The sequence below is a fragment of the Pseudoduganella aquatica genome (assembly GCF_020865585.1).
Lineage (GTDB): Bacteria > Pseudomonadota > Gammaproteobacteria > Burkholderiales > Burkholderiaceae_D > Rugamonas > Rugamonas aquatica_A.
The window spans coordinates 6,623,095-6,638,571 of record NZ_CP086370.1 but is presented as its reverse complement, the minus strand read 5'-3'; the positions used below and the strand labels follow the sequence as shown (position 1 = coordinate 6,638,571).

The 15,477-nt window shown below is 67.7% G+C and carries 10 protein-coding genes; 7 read left to right on the top strand and 3 right to left on the bottom strand.

Annotated elements, in window-relative coordinates; genetic code table 11:
* Positions 1 to 65 precede the first annotated feature (65 nt).
* Genes KT882_RS29610 through KT882_RS29595 form a run of 4 tightly spaced genes read left to right on the top strand, consistent with a single transcriptional unit; the run spans position 66 to position 7,546 of the window.
* Positions 66 to 2,168: an HDOD domain-containing protein gene (locus tag KT882_RS29610; protein ID WP_161071113.1), complete on the top strand. Its 2,103-nt coding sequence runs from the start codon at positions 66 to 68 to the stop codon at positions 2,166 to 2,168.
* The gene (locus KT882_RS29605) at positions 2,168 to 4,402 is read left to right on the top strand and encodes a putative bifunctional diguanylate cyclase/phosphodiesterase (protein ID WP_161070966.1); all 2,235 of its coding nucleotides are present in this window, start codon (positions 2,168 to 2,170) and stop codon (positions 4,400 to 4,402) included. The genes KT882_RS29610 and KT882_RS29605 overlap by 1 nt, the downstream gene beginning before the upstream one ends.
* 16 nt (positions 4,403 to 4,418) lie before the next feature.
* Positions 4,419 to 6,059, top strand: coding sequence for a tetratricopeptide repeat protein (locus tag KT882_RS29600; RefSeq protein ID WP_161070965.1), 1,641 nt, complete (start codon positions 4,419 to 4,421; stop codon positions 6,057 to 6,059).
* A gap of 59 nt (positions 6,060 to 6,118) precedes the next feature.
* Positions 6,119 to 7,546 carry a flagellin N-terminal helical domain-containing protein gene (locus KT882_RS29595; RefSeq protein WP_161070964.1) on the top strand — a complete coding sequence of 476 codons (1,428 nt, stop codon included), beginning with the start codon at positions 6,119 to 6,121 and terminating at the stop codon, positions 7,544 to 7,546.
* An 82-nt stretch (positions 7,547 to 7,628) separates the two neighbouring features.
* Here KT882_RS29595 and KT882_RS29590 read toward each other — a convergent pair whose 3' ends face one another.
* Positions 7,629 to 8,819 (bottom strand): dienelactone hydrolase family protein, encoded by a 1,191-nt coding sequence (locus KT882_RS29590; protein ID WP_161070963.1) that lies wholly within the window; start codon positions 8,817 to 8,819, stop codon positions 7,629 to 7,631.
* An 81-nt stretch (positions 8,820 to 8,900) separates the two neighbouring features.
* On the opposite strand from KT882_RS29590, the gene KT882_RS29585 reads away from it, so the two are divergent.
* The 3 genes from KT882_RS29585 (at position 8,901) to KT882_RS29575 (ending at position 12,365) form a co-directional block, all read left to right on the top strand.
* Complete coding sequence (locus KT882_RS29585) at positions 8,901 to 9,911, top strand: TraB/GumN family protein (RefSeq protein WP_161070962.1); 1,011 nt, start codon at positions 8,901 to 8,903, stop codon at positions 9,909 to 9,911.
* A 91-nt stretch (positions 9,912 to 10,002) separates the two neighbouring features.
* Positions 10,003 to 11,457, top strand: coding sequence for a zinc-binding metallopeptidase family protein (locus KT882_RS29580; protein ID WP_228893998.1), 1,455 nt, complete (start codon positions 10,003 to 10,005; stop codon positions 11,455 to 11,457).
* 2 nt (positions 11,458 to 11,459) lie between these two features.
* Entirely contained in the window at positions 11,460 to 12,365 is a 906-nt protein-coding gene (locus KT882_RS29575; RefSeq protein WP_228893997.1) for a LysR family transcriptional regulator, read from the top strand.
* 35 nt (positions 12,366 to 12,400) lie between these two features.
* Here KT882_RS29575 and KT882_RS29570 read toward each other — a convergent pair whose 3' ends face one another.
* Both KT882_RS29570 and KT882_RS29565 read right to left on the bottom strand, forming a co-directional pair.
* Positions 12,401 to 14,065: a methyl-accepting chemotaxis protein gene (locus KT882_RS29570; protein ID WP_228893996.1), complete on the bottom strand. Its 1,665-nt coding sequence runs from the start codon at positions 14,063 to 14,065 to the stop codon at positions 12,401 to 12,403.
* A gap of 139 nt (positions 14,066 to 14,204) precedes the next feature.
* Positions 14,205 to 15,470, bottom strand: coding sequence for a M28 family metallopeptidase (locus KT882_RS29565; RefSeq protein WP_228893995.1), 1,266 nt, complete (start codon positions 15,468 to 15,470; stop codon positions 14,205 to 14,207).
* Positions 15,471 to 15,477 lie beyond the last annotated feature (7 nt).

Sequence of the window (15,477 nt, the reverse complement as noted above, 5' to 3'; positions counted from 1 at the left end):
TTGATACGATGCATCAATCAGACCATGATATTCGCAATCGCTTGCTGATTGCCCGTCTGCCGGCCATGCCGCAGATACTCATCAAGTTGATAGAGCACTTGCAGGCCGACGACGCCGGCATGCCGGAGTTGGCCGCCCTGATCGCCAAGGATGCCGGCATGACCAGCAAAATCCTGTCGGTCGCCAACAGCTCCGCCTACCACCGCAACAACCGCGCCGTGGGGCTGGAGCAGTCGCTGGTGTCGCTCGGCACCGACATGATCAAGACGCTGGTGATCAGCGAATCCGTGTTCCAGACCTTTAACAGCTTCCCGCATTCCGGCAGCACCGATCTGCGCAGCTTCTGGAAAGGTTCGCTCACCACCGCCGTCATCGCGCGCGACATCGCCAAGCAGCTCGACTACCCGCACGTGGAGGAGGCCTATCTGGCCGGCCTGCTGCACAACGTGGGCCGCCTGGCGCTGCTGGCCACCGCGCCCAAGGAATACGCCTTCAACTTCACCGCGCGCGACGACGAGGACCTGTGCGCCGTGGAGCAGCGCACGCTGCAGATCACGCACTCCGAAGCGGGCGCCTGGCTGATCGAGCGCTGGAACCTGGACTCCTTCCTGGCCGATTCCGTGCTGTACCACCACGAGCCGGTGGCGCGCCTGGAAGCGGCCCATCCCCTGATACGCATCGTGCGCCTGGCGCACCTGCTGTGCTGCCACGAAGACGAGGACGAGGCCATCGAAGCGGCCGCCGGCCTGTGCGCCATCGACAGCGACGCGCTGCACGTGATCTGCCACGCGGCCGCGCGCCAGGTGGAGAAATCGGCAGCCTATCTGGGCATCGAGCTGGCCGGGGCGGACGACATCGTCGCGCCCACCGCCTACGCGCCGCCGCCGCCGGTGGACCCGGTGCAGCAGCGCCTGTCCGAGGAAGTGCGCAATATGGTGCTGGTGTCCGAAATGGGCCAGACCTTCGCGCGCCAGACCGGCGAGACCGGCATGCTGGAAGCGATGACGCGCTCGGCGCGCATCCTGTTCGACTTCGACAACACCGTGATCCTGCTGGAGAACCCCACCGGGCACGCGCTAGTGGGCATGGCGGCCGGCGAGCAGCAGCAGCGCCTGGCCGAATTCTCCATCCCGCTGGCCAAGGGCGGCACCGTGGCGGACGCCGCGCGTGAACGCCGCGTGGCCTACCTGAGCAAGGCGGGGCAGGGCGCGGCGCCGGTCGGCATCTCCGAGGAGCAGCTGTTCCGCATCCTCGGCACCGAGAGTTTTGTGTGCGTGCCGCTGGTGGCCGGGCAGCGCTGCCTGGGCGTGCTGGTGGGCGGCGCGGCCGCCTGGCAGCTGCCTTCCTACCACAAGCGCGAGCGCTTCCTGCAGGCCTTCGGCAACCAGGCCGCCGCCGCGCTGGAGACCCAGCTCTCCGAACGCGGGCATGCGCGCCGCCAGATTGCCCACGTGGCCGAGGAATACCGCGAGGCCTCGCGCCGCGTGGTGCACGAGGTGAACAACCCGCTGTCCATCATCAAGAACTACCTGTCGGTGCTGGACACCAAGCTGGCGCGGCGCGAGCCGGTGGTGGGCGAGATGTCCATCCTGAACGAGGAGATCGACCGCGTCGGCTCCCTGATCAACGGCCTGGCCGACCTGCAGCCCACCGAGGGCAACCGCGTGACCGACGTGGCGCGCGTGGTGGACGACGTGCTGCGCCTGTTCCGCGCCACCGACTTCGTGCCGGCCTCGGTGCAGATCCTGGTGCGCATGCAGGACGAGCCGGCCGAGATCGACGGCGACGCCGACATCCTGAAACAGATCCTGGTCAACCTGGTCAAGAATGCGGTCGAGGCCTTGCCCGACGGCGGCCGCATCGAAGTGGCCAACCGTGGCCATGTGAACCGCGAGCGCAAGCTTTACCTGGAGCTGGTGATCGCCGACAATGGCCCCGGCCTGTCGACCGAAGTGCTGGCCAATTTGTTTACGCCGGTACGCAGCAGCAAGGAAGGCAAGCACCACGGGCTGGGCTTGTCCATCGTCCACAGCCTGGTCAAGAAGCTGAACGGCATGATCACCTGCCGCAGCGGCAAGACCGGCACCACTTTTGAAATCCTGCTGCCCGCACGGGGCAGCACCACCCTCACCGCCGGCGCGCAAGCGCGGGCGATGGACTCCGTATAATGAACGCGCAAACCCCGCATCCGGCAACCGACGCAACGAGTGTAAGCGCCCCAGTCTCCACGGCGAGCGAATTCTGTCCCCGGCTGCTGCTGGTGGACGATGAGCCGCGCCTCCTGTCCTCCCTGTACGAGCTGCTGCGCGACCGCGACTACCACCTGGTGACCGCCACCTGCGGCAGCGAGGCCCTGGCCCAGCTGACCAAGGTGAAGTTCGACCTGGTGCTGCTGGACCTGCGCCTGCCGGACATGAGCGGCCACGAGATCATGGACTTCATGAACGGGCGCGGCATCGACAGCGACGTGATCGTGATGAGCGGCGACGTCGGCATCGAGGCGGCCATCGGCGCGCTCAAGCGCGGCGCCTACGACTACCTGCGCAAGCCTTACAGCCGCGAGGAGCTGCTCAAGACGGTGGAAAACGCGCTGGCGCAGCGCCGCCTGGCGGTGGACAACGAACGCATTGCGCAGCGCCTGGAAACCTCGGAGCGCATGTACCGCAGCCTGGTGGATAGCTCGCCGGACATCATCTACACCCTGAACCAGGAAGGCCAGTTCACCTTCGTCAACGACCGCGCCTACCAGCTGCTGGGCTTCACGCGCGAAGAGCTGCTGGGCAAGCACTATTCGGTGCTGATACACGACGAGGACCTGGAGCGCGCGCGCTATGTGTTCAATGAACGCCGCGTGGACGAGCGCACCTCGCGCCACGTGGAGCTGCGCCTGAAGTGCAAGGGTAACGGCATCGAGCGCACCTTCAGCAACACCCTGCTGACGATGCCGATGAACGCCATCGGCGTGCACCTGCCGGAGCAGTCCGCGCAGGCGCACTACGGCATCTACGGCGTGGCGCGCGACATCACCGACCGCAAGCGCGCCGAGGAAGTGATTTCCTACCAGGCCTACCACGACATCCTGACCGACCTGCCGAACCGCATGCTGTTCAAGGACCGCCTGGGCCTGGCCGTGATCCAGGCCAAGCGCAAGCTCACCGAGCTGGCCGTGATGTTCGTGGACCTGGACCGCTTCAAGCTGGTCAACGACACGCTGGGCCACGTCAAGGGCGACGAGCTGCTGCAGCAGGCCGCGCTGCGCCTGAAGGAATGCCTGCGCAAGGGCGACACGCTGGCGCGCCAGGGCGGCGACGAATTCACCATCGTGCTGCCGGAGCTGCGCGACCGCACCGACGCCAAGGTGATCGCCGAAAAATTCCTGGAAAGCCTGCAGAAGCCGTTCGACCTGGACGGCCATCAGGTGCACATCTCGGCCTCGATCGGCATCGCCGTGTATCCGAGCGACGGCGAGAGCATAGACGAGCTGCTGCGCCACGCGGACATCGCCATGTATCAGGTGAAGGCGCTGGGCAAGAACGGCCACAGCTTCTATCACAACTCCATGCTGGACATGTCGCACCAGAAGATCGCGCTGGAGCAGGCGCTGCGCCGCGCGCTGGAGCAGAACGAACTGGAAATGTACTACCAGCCGCAGATCGACGTGGCCACCGGCCGCATCATCGGCGCCGAAGGCCTGATGCGCTGGAACCATCCGCAGCGCGGCCTGCTGTCGGCCGGCGAGTTCCTGCCCTTCGCCGAAGAGAACGGCCTGATGCTGCCGATCTCGGACTGGATGCTGGGCGCGCTGTGCCGCGACCTGCTGCAGTGGAACGCGGCCGGCGGCGAGGCCATCCGCCTGTCGCTGAACCTGTCGCCGCAATACCTGGACCGGGGCGACTTCTTCGAGAAGATGCGCGGCGCGCTCACGCGCTACGGCATTTCGCCGGCGCAGATCGAGGTGGAGATCACCGAGAACATCTGCATCCGCAATCCGCTGTACGCCATCGAGCAGCTGAACAAGCTGTGCCAGCTGGGCGTGTCCGTGGCGATCGATGATTTCGGCACCGGCTACTCGTCGCTGTCCTATCTGCACCGCTTCCCCATCCACACCATCAAGATCGACCAGAGCTTCGTCAAGGAGATCCACGACGAGCAGGGCCACTATCCGGTGATCCTGGCCATTATCTCGATCGCGCGCGGCCTGGGCCTGCACCTGGTGGCGGAAGGCGTGGAGACCGAGATCCAGGCGCGCTACCTGCAGGCCAACGGCTGCAGCACCATGCAGGGCTATCTGTACCATCGCCCGATTTCGCTGACCAGCTTTATCGGCGTGCTGCAGCAGCAGGCGCCGGAGCATCTGCGCACCGAACTGGCGCCGCCCGTGCTGGCGGCCTTCCAGGCCTGACGCGGCGGAACCGGCCATGCAGAAATTCTCCGCATCCGAAGCGCACGCGCCGGCTGCCGGTCCGGGGCCGGAGAACTACACCGCCGAATTCCTGCGCATCAAAGACCTAGCCGAGCGCGGCGTGGCCAATGCCCAGCACAGCCTGGGCTTTATGTACTTCAACGGGCAGGGCGTGGCGCAGAGCTACGAGCTGGCCGTGGCCTGGTACCGCCAGGCCGCCACCGCCGGCCTGGAACACGCGCAGTACAACCTGGGCGTGATGTGCCAGAAAGGCCAGGGCCTGAAGCAGGACCTGGCGGAAGCGGCGCGCTGGTACCAGCTATCGGCCGAGCAGGGCTATGCGGCGGCGCAGTACAACCTGGGCTGGATGTACGCCAAGGGCCAGGGCTTGCAGCAGGACACGCAGCAGGCCATGCACTGGTTCAGCAAGGCGGCCGAGCAGGGCGACGCCGGCGCGCAGAACAACCTGGGCATGATGTACGACACCGGCAAGGGCGTGCCGCAGGACTTCAAGCAGGCCATCGCCTGGTACCGCAAGGCGGCCGAGCAGGGCTATGCGCGCGCGCAGTTCAACCTCGGCCTGCGCTACGACAACGGGCAGGGCGTGGCCAAGGACGCGCACCAGGCCATGTCCTGGTACCGCAAGGCGGCCAACCAGGGCTATGCGCCGGCCCAGTTCAACCTGGCGCTGCGCTACGACAAGGGCGACGGCGTGCCGCAGGACTGCCAGCAGGCCATCCAGTGGTACCGCTGCGCCGCCGAGCAGGACCACGCCAGCTCCCAGTTCAATCTCGGCCTGATCTACGACGACGGCAGCGGCGGCGTGCCGCGCGACGAGCAGAAGGCGCTGCACTGGTACCGCAAGGCCGCCGCGCTGGGCCACGCGGCCGCGCAGAACAACCTGGGCCTGCGCTATGACCACGGCCAGGGCGTGGAGCAGGACCACGAACAGGCGCAGCACTGGTACCGCATGGCGGCCGAGCAGGGCTATCCGGCCGCGCAATACCACCTGGGTCTGCTGTACGACAACGGCCACGGCGTGGTGCAGGACGCGCAGGAAGCCGTGTTCTGGTACCGCAAGGCGGCCGACCAGGGCCATCTGCGCGCGCAGTTCGACCTCGGCCTGCGCTATGAAACCGGGCGCGGCGTGCCGCAGGACGGCCGCAAGGCCATCGCCTGGTACCGCAAGGCGGCCGAGCAGGACTACGCCGCCGCGCAATACAGCCTGGGCCAGCTGCTCGACAGCGACGACAGCCCGGCGCCGGACAGCGTGCAGGCCGGCCTGTGGTACCGCAAGGCGGCCGAGCAGGGCCACGCGCTGGCCCAGTTCGCGCTGGCGCTGCGCTACGACACCGGCCACGGCCAGCTGCGCGACTACGGCGAGGCGCTGGCCTGGTACCAGAAAGCCGCGGCCCAGGGTCATGCGCGCGCCCAGTTCAATGTGGGGCTGATGTATTTCAGCGGCCAGGGCGTGGCGGCGGACATGGCGCAAGCCTGGCTGTGGCTGACCATGGCCGAACGCGGCGGCGTAAGCGGCGCCGCTCGCTATCTGCAAAGCGCCGCCGGGCGCATGGACCCGCCCCAGCTGGCGCTGCTGCGCGAACGCGCCGAATCGCTGCCGGCGCTGCCCACACTGCCCGCCCTGCTGCCCGCCTGAACTAAAGTTGCATCGGCTCAATGCCGTTAACCCGATGGAGAACCGTCTACCCATCGATCATGCAAATCAACTCCAACCTGGCCTCACTGAACGCGCAGCATAGCCTGCAGCGCGCGGCGTCGGCCGTGGGCGGCAGCATGGAGCGGCTCTCCAGCGGGCAGCGGGTGAACTCGGCGAAGGACGACGCGGCGGGCCTGGCCATCACGCAGCGCATGACGGCCACCATCCGGGGCATGCAGCGCGCCGCGCAGAACGCCAATGACAGCATATCAATGTTGCAGGTGGCGCAAGGAGCGGCCGGGCAGGTCAGCGAGAATTTCCAGCGCATCCGCGAGCTGGCGGTGCAGGCGGCCAACGGCACCTACGGCATCGGCGACCGCCAAGCCTTGCAGGGCGAGGTCGATACGCTGATGAAGGCCAATTACCAGATCCTGGACCAGTCCACTTTCAACGGCCACAAGCTATTGGACGGCAATTTCCGCGAGCAGCTGCAGGTCGGCGCGCACGCCGGGCAGGCGTTGTCGCTGGCGCTGCCGGCGGTGCTGCCGGTGGGGCTGACCATGGTCCGCCCGGCCGAGGTGCCGGTGCTGCAGCTGAACGCGGTGGGCAATGTGACCGGCGGCCTGGGGGCGGGCGACCTGACGCTCAACGGCCAGCCGGTGGGCGCCACCGTGGACGGAGTGGGGACGGGGCGTTCGCGTATCAGCGCCTATGCGGTGGCCGCCGCCATCAACCTGGCCGCCGTGCCGGGGCTGAACGCCACCGCCGCCACCACGCTGACCGGCACGGTGGGCGGGGGCGGGGGGATTGCGGCGGGCGCCATGGAGATCAACGGCGTGCCCATAGGCGCCATCAACGGCGCCACGGCCAGCGCCTTCGCCGCCAGCGCGGCGGCGGCCATCAGCGGGGCGGGAGCGGGCGTGAGCGCCTCGGCCAGCGGCGGCACGCTGACGCTGACGGCGGCGGACGGCGCGGACATCAGCTTCACCGGCGCCTCGCTGGGGCTGGGCAATGCGAGCTTGCGGAAGGAGGTCACCATCACCGGCGTGGCCGCGCATGACGCGAAAGGCTTGCTGGTGGGCGGGAAGAGCCCGGGGGCGGCGGGGTTTGGGGCGGGCCTGGTCGCGCCGCAGGACACGGGGCAGACCGTGATCGTGAAGCGGGCGGTGAGTTCGGGCGATCCGCCGGTGGACGTGAGCACTGCGGCGGCGGCGACGGCGGCGCTGGATTACCTGGACGGCAAGCTGGACGACATCAACGCGCTGCGCGCCAAGCTGGGGGCCACCGAGAACCGGCTCACGGCCAGCCAGCAGGATTTGCAGGGCGGCGCCATCAACCAGGCCGCCGCGCGTTCGCGGATCCTGGACACGGACTACGCCAGCGAGACCATGCAGCTCACGCGCAACCAGATTTTGCAGCAGGCCGGCATGGCCATGATCGCCCAGGCGCACAGCAGCCCGTCGCAGGTGCTGGCGCTGCTGCGTTGAGTGGCGGCTCATTGGCGGGTTACGGCTGGCGCCTAACCCGCCCTACGCGTTTGCAGCGCCTCCGCAACATTCGTAGGGCGGGTTAGCGCGGAGCGCGTAACCCGCCGTCTGCCGGCGTTTGCGCAAACTGGCGCTCCAGCCAGTCGTAGGCTGCGTCCTGCTCCGCTTGCGGGAAGACGTGGCCGCCGGGCAGCAGGCGCGCGTCGAACTTGTCCTGCGCGCCCCAGGCCCGCCACACCTTGGCCATCTTGCCGTAAGCCGTTTGCACCGACGCGGCCGGGAACAGCCTGTCCTCGGCGCCCGCGAAAAACAGCGCCGGCTTGGGCGCCGCCAGGCTGGCCACGTCCGGGTAGTCCATGTGCCGCAGCAGCCCGGGGTGCAGCATATTGAATGCCGAACTGCCGCGCAGCTGGTTATTCCCCGGCACCATCAGGCCTTCGGTGGTGGCCATCCAGTTGGCCGCCACCACCGCCTTCACATCGTCCGACAGCGCCGCCACCTGCCAGGCGCGGAAGGCGCCCATGGAGAAGCCGACGGCGGCCACCTTGCGCGCATCCACCTCCGGCAGCGAGGCCAGGAAGGCCGCCGCGCGCGTGTCCTCCAGCGCCATGATGCCGGCCAGCGAGCTGCCCAGGTTGAAGGCGTTGGCGGCCAGCGCCTGCTGCGTGTCGCCCGTCAGCTGGCCCCGGTCGCCCCAGCCCAGCGCGTCCACCGCCAGCACCACGTAGCCGCGCTTTGCCAGCGCGTCGCCCGGATAGCGGCCGGAGAAGTGCTTGTCGGCCCAAGCTTGCGAGGAGGCCAGGCGCGCCGCGTCCAGCGCGGTATCGCCCCAGGGCTGGATGGCTTTTTCCTTGCCGATGTCGAACTTGCCGCCGTGGTCGTGCAGCATCAGCGCGGCGGGATGGCGGCCGGCGGCTTTCGGCACCAGCAGCAGCGCGCGCACGCGGCTGTCCGCGCTCAGGTTGAACACCACCTGGCGCGCCACATAGCTGCCCCGGTCGATTTCGGCGATCACCTGCGGCTGGAAAGGCGTGGTGTCGGGCGCCTGCAAGGTCAGCTCCCACAGCTTGGCGCGGCCGGCGCTGCGCCAGGCCGGCAAGTCCTTGACCTGGGGCGTCCAGGCCATGGGGAAGGTCAGCCTGGCTTTGAGCGCCTGCTGGAACACCGGCATATTGTCGGCCACGCCGGCGCGCTGGTAATCCTGCGCGCCGGCGGGCAGTGTCAGCAAGCCTGCCAGCAGCGCAGGACCGATTTTGCGGAAGAGTTTAGGCATTTTGTAACATCCTGAAAAATTGCCACGCAACAAATACAAGAATAGTAACCTTGAGGATCTCACATTGAAAGGATGCCTGCCATGCTGAAACGCGTTTTCCCGGCGCTGAGCCTGTTTTTGCCTTTGGCCTCCGCTTGGGCTCAAGCCGAACCGTCGGCGCCGGAAGACGCTGCGCCGGTGCCGGAGAAAATCCTGGTGGTGGGCCAGAAGCCCGGACCGGGCCTGTGGAAGGTGAGCAAGGACGGCCACGTGCTGTGGGTGTTCGGCACCTACTCGCCGCTGCCGCAGAAAATGGAATGGCGTTCGCAGCAGGTGGAAACCATCCTGGCCCAGTCGCAGGAATACCTGGCGCCGCCGGGCGCCTCCGTCTCGGTGGGTTTCTTCCGCGGCCTGGCCTTGCTGCCCTCGCTGCCCCACCTGATCGGCGCGAAGAAAAATCCGGACGGCGCCACGCTGAAGGATGTGCTGCCCGCCGACGTGTACGCGCGCTGGCTGCCGCTGAAAGCCAAATACATCGGCGACAACGACGGCATTGAACGCGAGCGCCCCATCTTCGCCGCCGAGACCCTGTTCACCGCAGGCATGCAGCAGGCCGGCCTGTCCAAGGGCTACGAGGTGCACCGCAAGATCGACGGCATCGTCAAGCAGCACAAGATCAAGGTCACCGGCACCGGCATCGAACTGCCGCTGGACGAACCGTCCAAACTGATCAAGGATTTCAAGAAGTCGCAGCTGGCCGACGCCACCTGCTTCGCCAAGACGCTGGAGCGCCTGGAAAGCGACATCGACGCCATGCGCGTGCGCGCCAACGCCTGGGCCAAGGGCGACCTGGAAGCGATCCAGAAACTGAGCTACCCGGACCAGGAAACCGAATGCGGCGACGCCATGCGCAACGCCGAATTCACCAAGGACAGGCCCGGTTTCCAGAACGTGAAGGAGCGCATCCTGGCCTCCTGGGTGGGCGCCGCCGAAAAAGCGCTGGCCGCCAATACCAGCAGCTTCGCCACGCTGCGCCTGTCCGACATACTCAAGCCGGACGGCTACCTGGCCGCGCTGAAGGCCAAGGGCTACACCGTGGAAAACCCGGATTAATACGCCAGGATTGCCAACGCGGCGGCATCGCCTTAGCATAGCGCCTTTAGCGGCAAGGGCGCCGCTTAAGAATAAAGACAAGGGGATGTGAATGAAACAATACGGCAAGCTGGCCTTCATGGTGATGGCGGCGTGGGCATGCGCGGGCGCGCCGGCGCAGGCTCAGGATAATGCTGCTCCGGCCAGCGTCTGGGCGGGCAAGAAGTCGTCCTGGCTGGCGCTGCAAGGCGGCCAGCGCGATGAAGTGTTCCGCTTTGCCGAGCAGTACAAGGAATACCTGGCCGTGGCGCGCAGCCCCTACACCGCCACCGCCGAAGCGATCCGCCTGGCCAAGGCCGCCGGCTTCACCGAGCTGACCCGCCCCGAGCAGGTGAAGCCGGGCGCGCGCCTGTTCCTGCCGGCGCGCGACCGCGCCGTGATCCTGGCCGTGATCGGCCAGCAGCCGCTGGTGGCCGGCTCGCACGTGGTGGGCACCCACCACGACAGCCCGCACATCGCGCTCAAGGCGCGCCCCGTGAACGGCGCCGCGCGCGACGGCCTGGCGCTGTTCAACACCGTGTACTACGGCGGCATCAAGAAGTACCAGTGGGCCAATGTGCCGCTGGCGCTGACCGGCCGCATCGACACCACCGACGGCCGCACCATTCCGGTCTCCATCGGCTTCAACCCGGCCGACCCGGTGTTCGTCATCGGCGACGCCGCGCCCCACGCCGACAAGGACCTGCGCAACCGCAGCTACACCGAAGTATTCAAGGGCGAGGAACTCGACCCCGTGGCCGGCAGCATCCCCGGCGAGAAATCCTCGGTAGTGGCCGAAGTGCTGCGCGCGCTGAAAGACAAATACCGCATCACGGAAGAAGACTTCGTCAGCGCCGACCTGCACCTGGTGCCGGCCACGCAGCCGCGCGACGTGGGCCTGGATCGCGGCCTGGTGGGCTCGCACGGCCAGGACGACCGCCTGAGCACCTACTGCGCGCTGCGCGCCCTGATGGACCTGGAAGGCACCCCGGCGCAGACCGCGATTGCCTACCTGTCCAACTTCGAGGAAGTGGGTTCGGTCAACAACACCGGTGCATCGTCGCAGCTGCTCAACACGGCGTATGCGCGCCTGGTCGGCGGCCAGAAGGGCGCGCAGTACAGCGAGCTTGACCTGCGCACCGCGCTGCGCCACGCGCAAGTGGTGAGCGCCGACACCAACGACGGCATCTCGCCTATCTTCCCCGAAGCGACCGAGGCCACCAACGCGGCCAAGATCGGTTTCGGCGTGACCATCAAGCGCTACGGCGGCGGCTTCGACGCCAACTCGGAATACACCGCCAGGATCCGCGCCATCCTGGACCAGGCCTCGATTCCATGGCAGACCCACACGCCCAAGGTGGACGTGGGCACCGGCGGCACCATAGGCCGCTTCATGTCGCAGCAGGAGATGGAAGTGATCGACATGGGCGTGCCGCTGATTAGCATGCACTCCACGTTCGAGATGTCCAGCAAGGTGGACGTGTGGAACTTCTACCGCTTCATGAAAGCCTTCTACGCGGCGCGCTAAGCATGCGTTTGCGCCATATAGAGATATTCCAGGCCGTGATGCAGCACGGCTCGATCAGCGCGGCGGCCAAGGCCTTGTCGATTTCGCAGCCGGCCGCCACCAAGCTGCTGCAAAGCGTGGAGCGCAGCCTGGGCGTGGCGCTGTTCCAGCGCGTGGGCGGGCGCCTGGTGGCAACCGACGACGCGCAGCGCCTGTTCGTGGAAACCGATATGCTGAACCACGGCCTGCAGAAGATACAGCGCCTGGCCGCCAATCTGCGCACGCCGGAGCTGGCCGCGCTGGACATCGCCGCCACCGCCACCATGGCGCTCAACTTCGCGCCGGTGCTGTGCGGCCATCTGCGCCGGCAATTCCCGGCGCTGCGCCTGCGCCTCAGTTCCACGCAGACCCAGGGCGTGGTGGAGTCGCTGCTGCTGCGCACGGCCCAGGTGGGCCTGACGCTGAACGATCCCGCCCATCCTTCCATCTCGGCCCGCCTGCTGGCCAGCAGCGCGCTGATGGTGATCGCCCCTGCCGGCACCTGGAGCGCGGCCGAATGCGCCAAGCCGCTGCCGATCGCCGCGCTGCCGGACCAGCTGATTGGTTTCGATGAAAGTTCCCCGGTGGGCTCGCAGGTGGCGCGCTGCCTGGCGCTGTGCGGCCACGAGCAGCAATTTCTCACCGTGGTGCATTCGGCCCACATGGCGTCGGCCATGGTGGAGGCGGGCCACGGCTACGCCGTCGTGGACCCGGTGACGGCGGCCGCGCCCAACGCGCGCATCCAGGCGCGGGTGCTGGAACCGGCGCTGCCTATCGGGATGTATCTGCTGACGCTGAGCAGCGAGCCGTCGCCGTTCGCCGGCGGCGCCGTCGTCAAGCTGTTCGAGGAGGCTGCCCGCGCGCTGCTCGGGCAGCAGGTCCGCCCCTAGTGCCTGCAGCGGGGCGGTCCAGGCTCCGGTTGGCCTTATGCGCGGCGGGCCTGCACGGCCACGCCGCGTCCCTGCGCCGATGGGGCTTTGCGCGGCGCGCTGTGCACCAGGCTGACCTGCGCCTTGTCCTTCGCGCCAGCTTGCGGCGGCAGCTTGAACACCTCCAGCGCCTTGGCCACGGCCTGCGCCTGCAGGTCCAGCACGCCGGTGGCGTGCGAAGCCTCTTCCACCATCTGCGCGTTCTGGCGCGTGACTTCGTCCAGCTGCATGATGGCGTCCTTCACCTGGCTCACGCCGCTGGTCTGCTCGCGCGTGGAACCGCTGATTTCGCCCATGATGGCCGCCACCTGGCCGATGGCCGCGATCACCGCGTCCATATCCTGCCCGGCGGTGCTGGCCATGCCCGCGCCGGCGGCGATCTTGCCGGCCGAGGCGTCGATCAGGGCCTTGATGTCCTTGGCCGCCGCCGCGCTGCGCTGCGCCAGGTTGCGCACCTCGCTGGCCACCACGGCGAAACCGCGTCCGCTCTCGCCGGCGCGCGCCGCTTCCACCGCCGCGTTGAGCGACAGGATGTTGGTCTGGAAGGCGATGCCGTCGATCAGGCTGATGATGTCCACGATCTGGCGCGACGAGGCGCTGATGTCGTTCATCGCCGTCACCACCTGCGCCACGGCCACGCCGGTGCGCTCGGCCAACGCGGTTGCTTCGCTGGCCACGCCGCTGGCGGTGGTGACGTTGTCGGCGGTCTGGCTCACGGTGCCGGTGATCTGGCCCATGTGGGCGGAAGTCTGCTCCAGGTTGGAGGCCTGCGCCTCGGTGCGGGCCGACAGGTCGGCATTGGCGCTGCGCACCTGGGTGGTGGTGCTGCGGGTGAGCGCGAAGTTGCCGCGTATGTCGACCAGGATGGACGCCAGGTTCAGGTTCAGCTGGCGGATAAAGGCCTGCAGCTGGCCGATTTCATCGTGGCGGTCCACCGCCATGCGGGTGGTCAGGTCGCCCCCGGCCAGGATGCGCGTGGCGTGGATGCTGGCCTGGATGGGCGCCACCACGGCGCCGTGCAGATTGCGCCAGCCGTATCCGGCCACCGCGATCATCAGGACCGCCAGCAGGAGCTGCACGCTGTCGCGGTAGGGGAACCAGCTGTGGGCCGCCATGGCCAGCGCCAGCACCAGCATGGCGCCGAAGTACAGCGCCAGGCGCTGCGACAGCGTGATGTCGCGCAGCGCGTTGCTGACCTTGCGCCAGCCGCGCGGCGCGGCGGCGCCGCGCACGATGCGCACGCCGTCCGGATTGCCGCCCCGCACGGTGCGGTACAGCTGTTCGGCTTCCTGGATCTGTTCGCGCTTGGGCTTGGTGCACACCGACATGAAGCCGGTGGTCTTGTTCTTCTCGATGACGGGCGTGGCGTTGGCGATGCACCAGAAGTAGCCGCCGTCCTTGCGGGCGTACTTCACCAGGCCGCGCCACGGCTGGCCGGACAGCACCGTGCGCCACATGTCGGCATCCACCTCGGGCGGCATGTCGGGATGGTATAGCGAATTCTGCGCGCGCCCTGCCAGTTCCTCGCCCGCGTAGCCGCTGGCGTCGATGAAGGTCGAATTGGCGTAAGTCAGGCCACCCTTCAGGTCGGTGGTGGTGACGATGGGCTTGCCGTCTTCAAGGACGGTTTCGCGGGCGTCCGCTTGGGATGTGCTGCGCATGACATTCCTGTGCATCAAGTTAAAAGGTGGCAGGAATACTACCTGATTTAGCTATAAACTTATTTCCAAAATGCATGATCCGGGGCGGATGAGGCCGAGTTTGTCGCGCATAAAATACGGTCTGCGCCCCGGGGACCACTCAGGGCTTGCGGATCTGCACCCCGGCCAGCTGCGCCACCCCGGCCAGCGTGGTTTGCGCCGCGTTCAGGCCGAGCAGGAAATCCTTGTCCGAATAGTTGGCGTACAGGTCGGTGGGCTGGTGCCAGTGCGGATTCCAACCCGCGCCGATCTGCTGGCCGCGCTCGTTCTCGCGCAGCGAAATCGACGGCGCCACATCCATGAAGGGCGTTGAGTCGGTATTGGTCATGTGGAAGCCGACGGCGGCCGGGTAGTGGCTGGCGTACTTGTCGTTGGCGGCACGGAAGGCCCAGGCCAGCTTGGCCGATGCCTCCGCCTGCCTGGACTGTGCCTGGTACTCGATATTCACGTCGGCCTCGGCGCGCTGCTCCTTGGGCGGCGCGTACACCGGCTGGCCCTTGGCGTCCAGCACCGGCTTGCCCGCCGCGTCCAGCTTGGGCACCGGCATGCCGTGGTCGAACAGCATCATGTCGTGCTGGATCATGCCCAGCCACTTGGGCTCGGGATAGCGGCCCGAACCCTTGGGCGACTCCACGCCCTGCAAATGCTGGCGCTGGGCGACATAGGCCGCAGCGCCGTTCAGGCCGGTTTCCTCGTTATTCCACAGCACGAAGCGGATCGAGCGGCCGGTCTCCACGCCGGGCGCACTGAAGATGCGCGCCAGTTCCATCACCAGCGCGGTGCCGGAGCCGTCGTCATTGGCCGCCTCGCCGAAGCCGATGCCATCCATGTGGGCGCTGACGATATACATTTCCTCCGGATGGGTGCTGCCCACCTTGGTGCAATAGACGTTCTCGCGCAGCGAGGTGCCGATTGGGGTCTGCTCGGCGTTGAGCGCGCGCAGGCGCTCGTCCGGCTGCAGCAGGGGATCGTTGTTCACGCCGGTGGGCGCGCGCTTGCCGAACAGCGTGCTGCCGCCCTGGCCGGGCGGCCCGCCCGCGCCGCCGCCCGCCTGCACGGCCGGCTTGCCGCGCACCGCCGGCTCGGTGAACTGGTACTGCAGGCGCTCGGTGTTGCTGCAGCCGTAGGACTTCAGCTGCGCCTCGATCCAGTCCAGCGCCTGACGGTTGCGCTCCGTGCCCTGGCGCCGGTCGCCGAAGCGGGTCAGGCTCTTGATGGTGGCCTTGTACTTCTCCAGCTCCAGCTGATTGACCAGCTGCGCCACCGGGTCGGCTGCTGCGGCCTGCTGGGCGGCGGCGTGCGGTGCGGCGAAGGCGCAGGAGATGGACAGTGCCAGGGCGGCGCTACGGAGCGAAAGCGGTGTCATTCAAAAT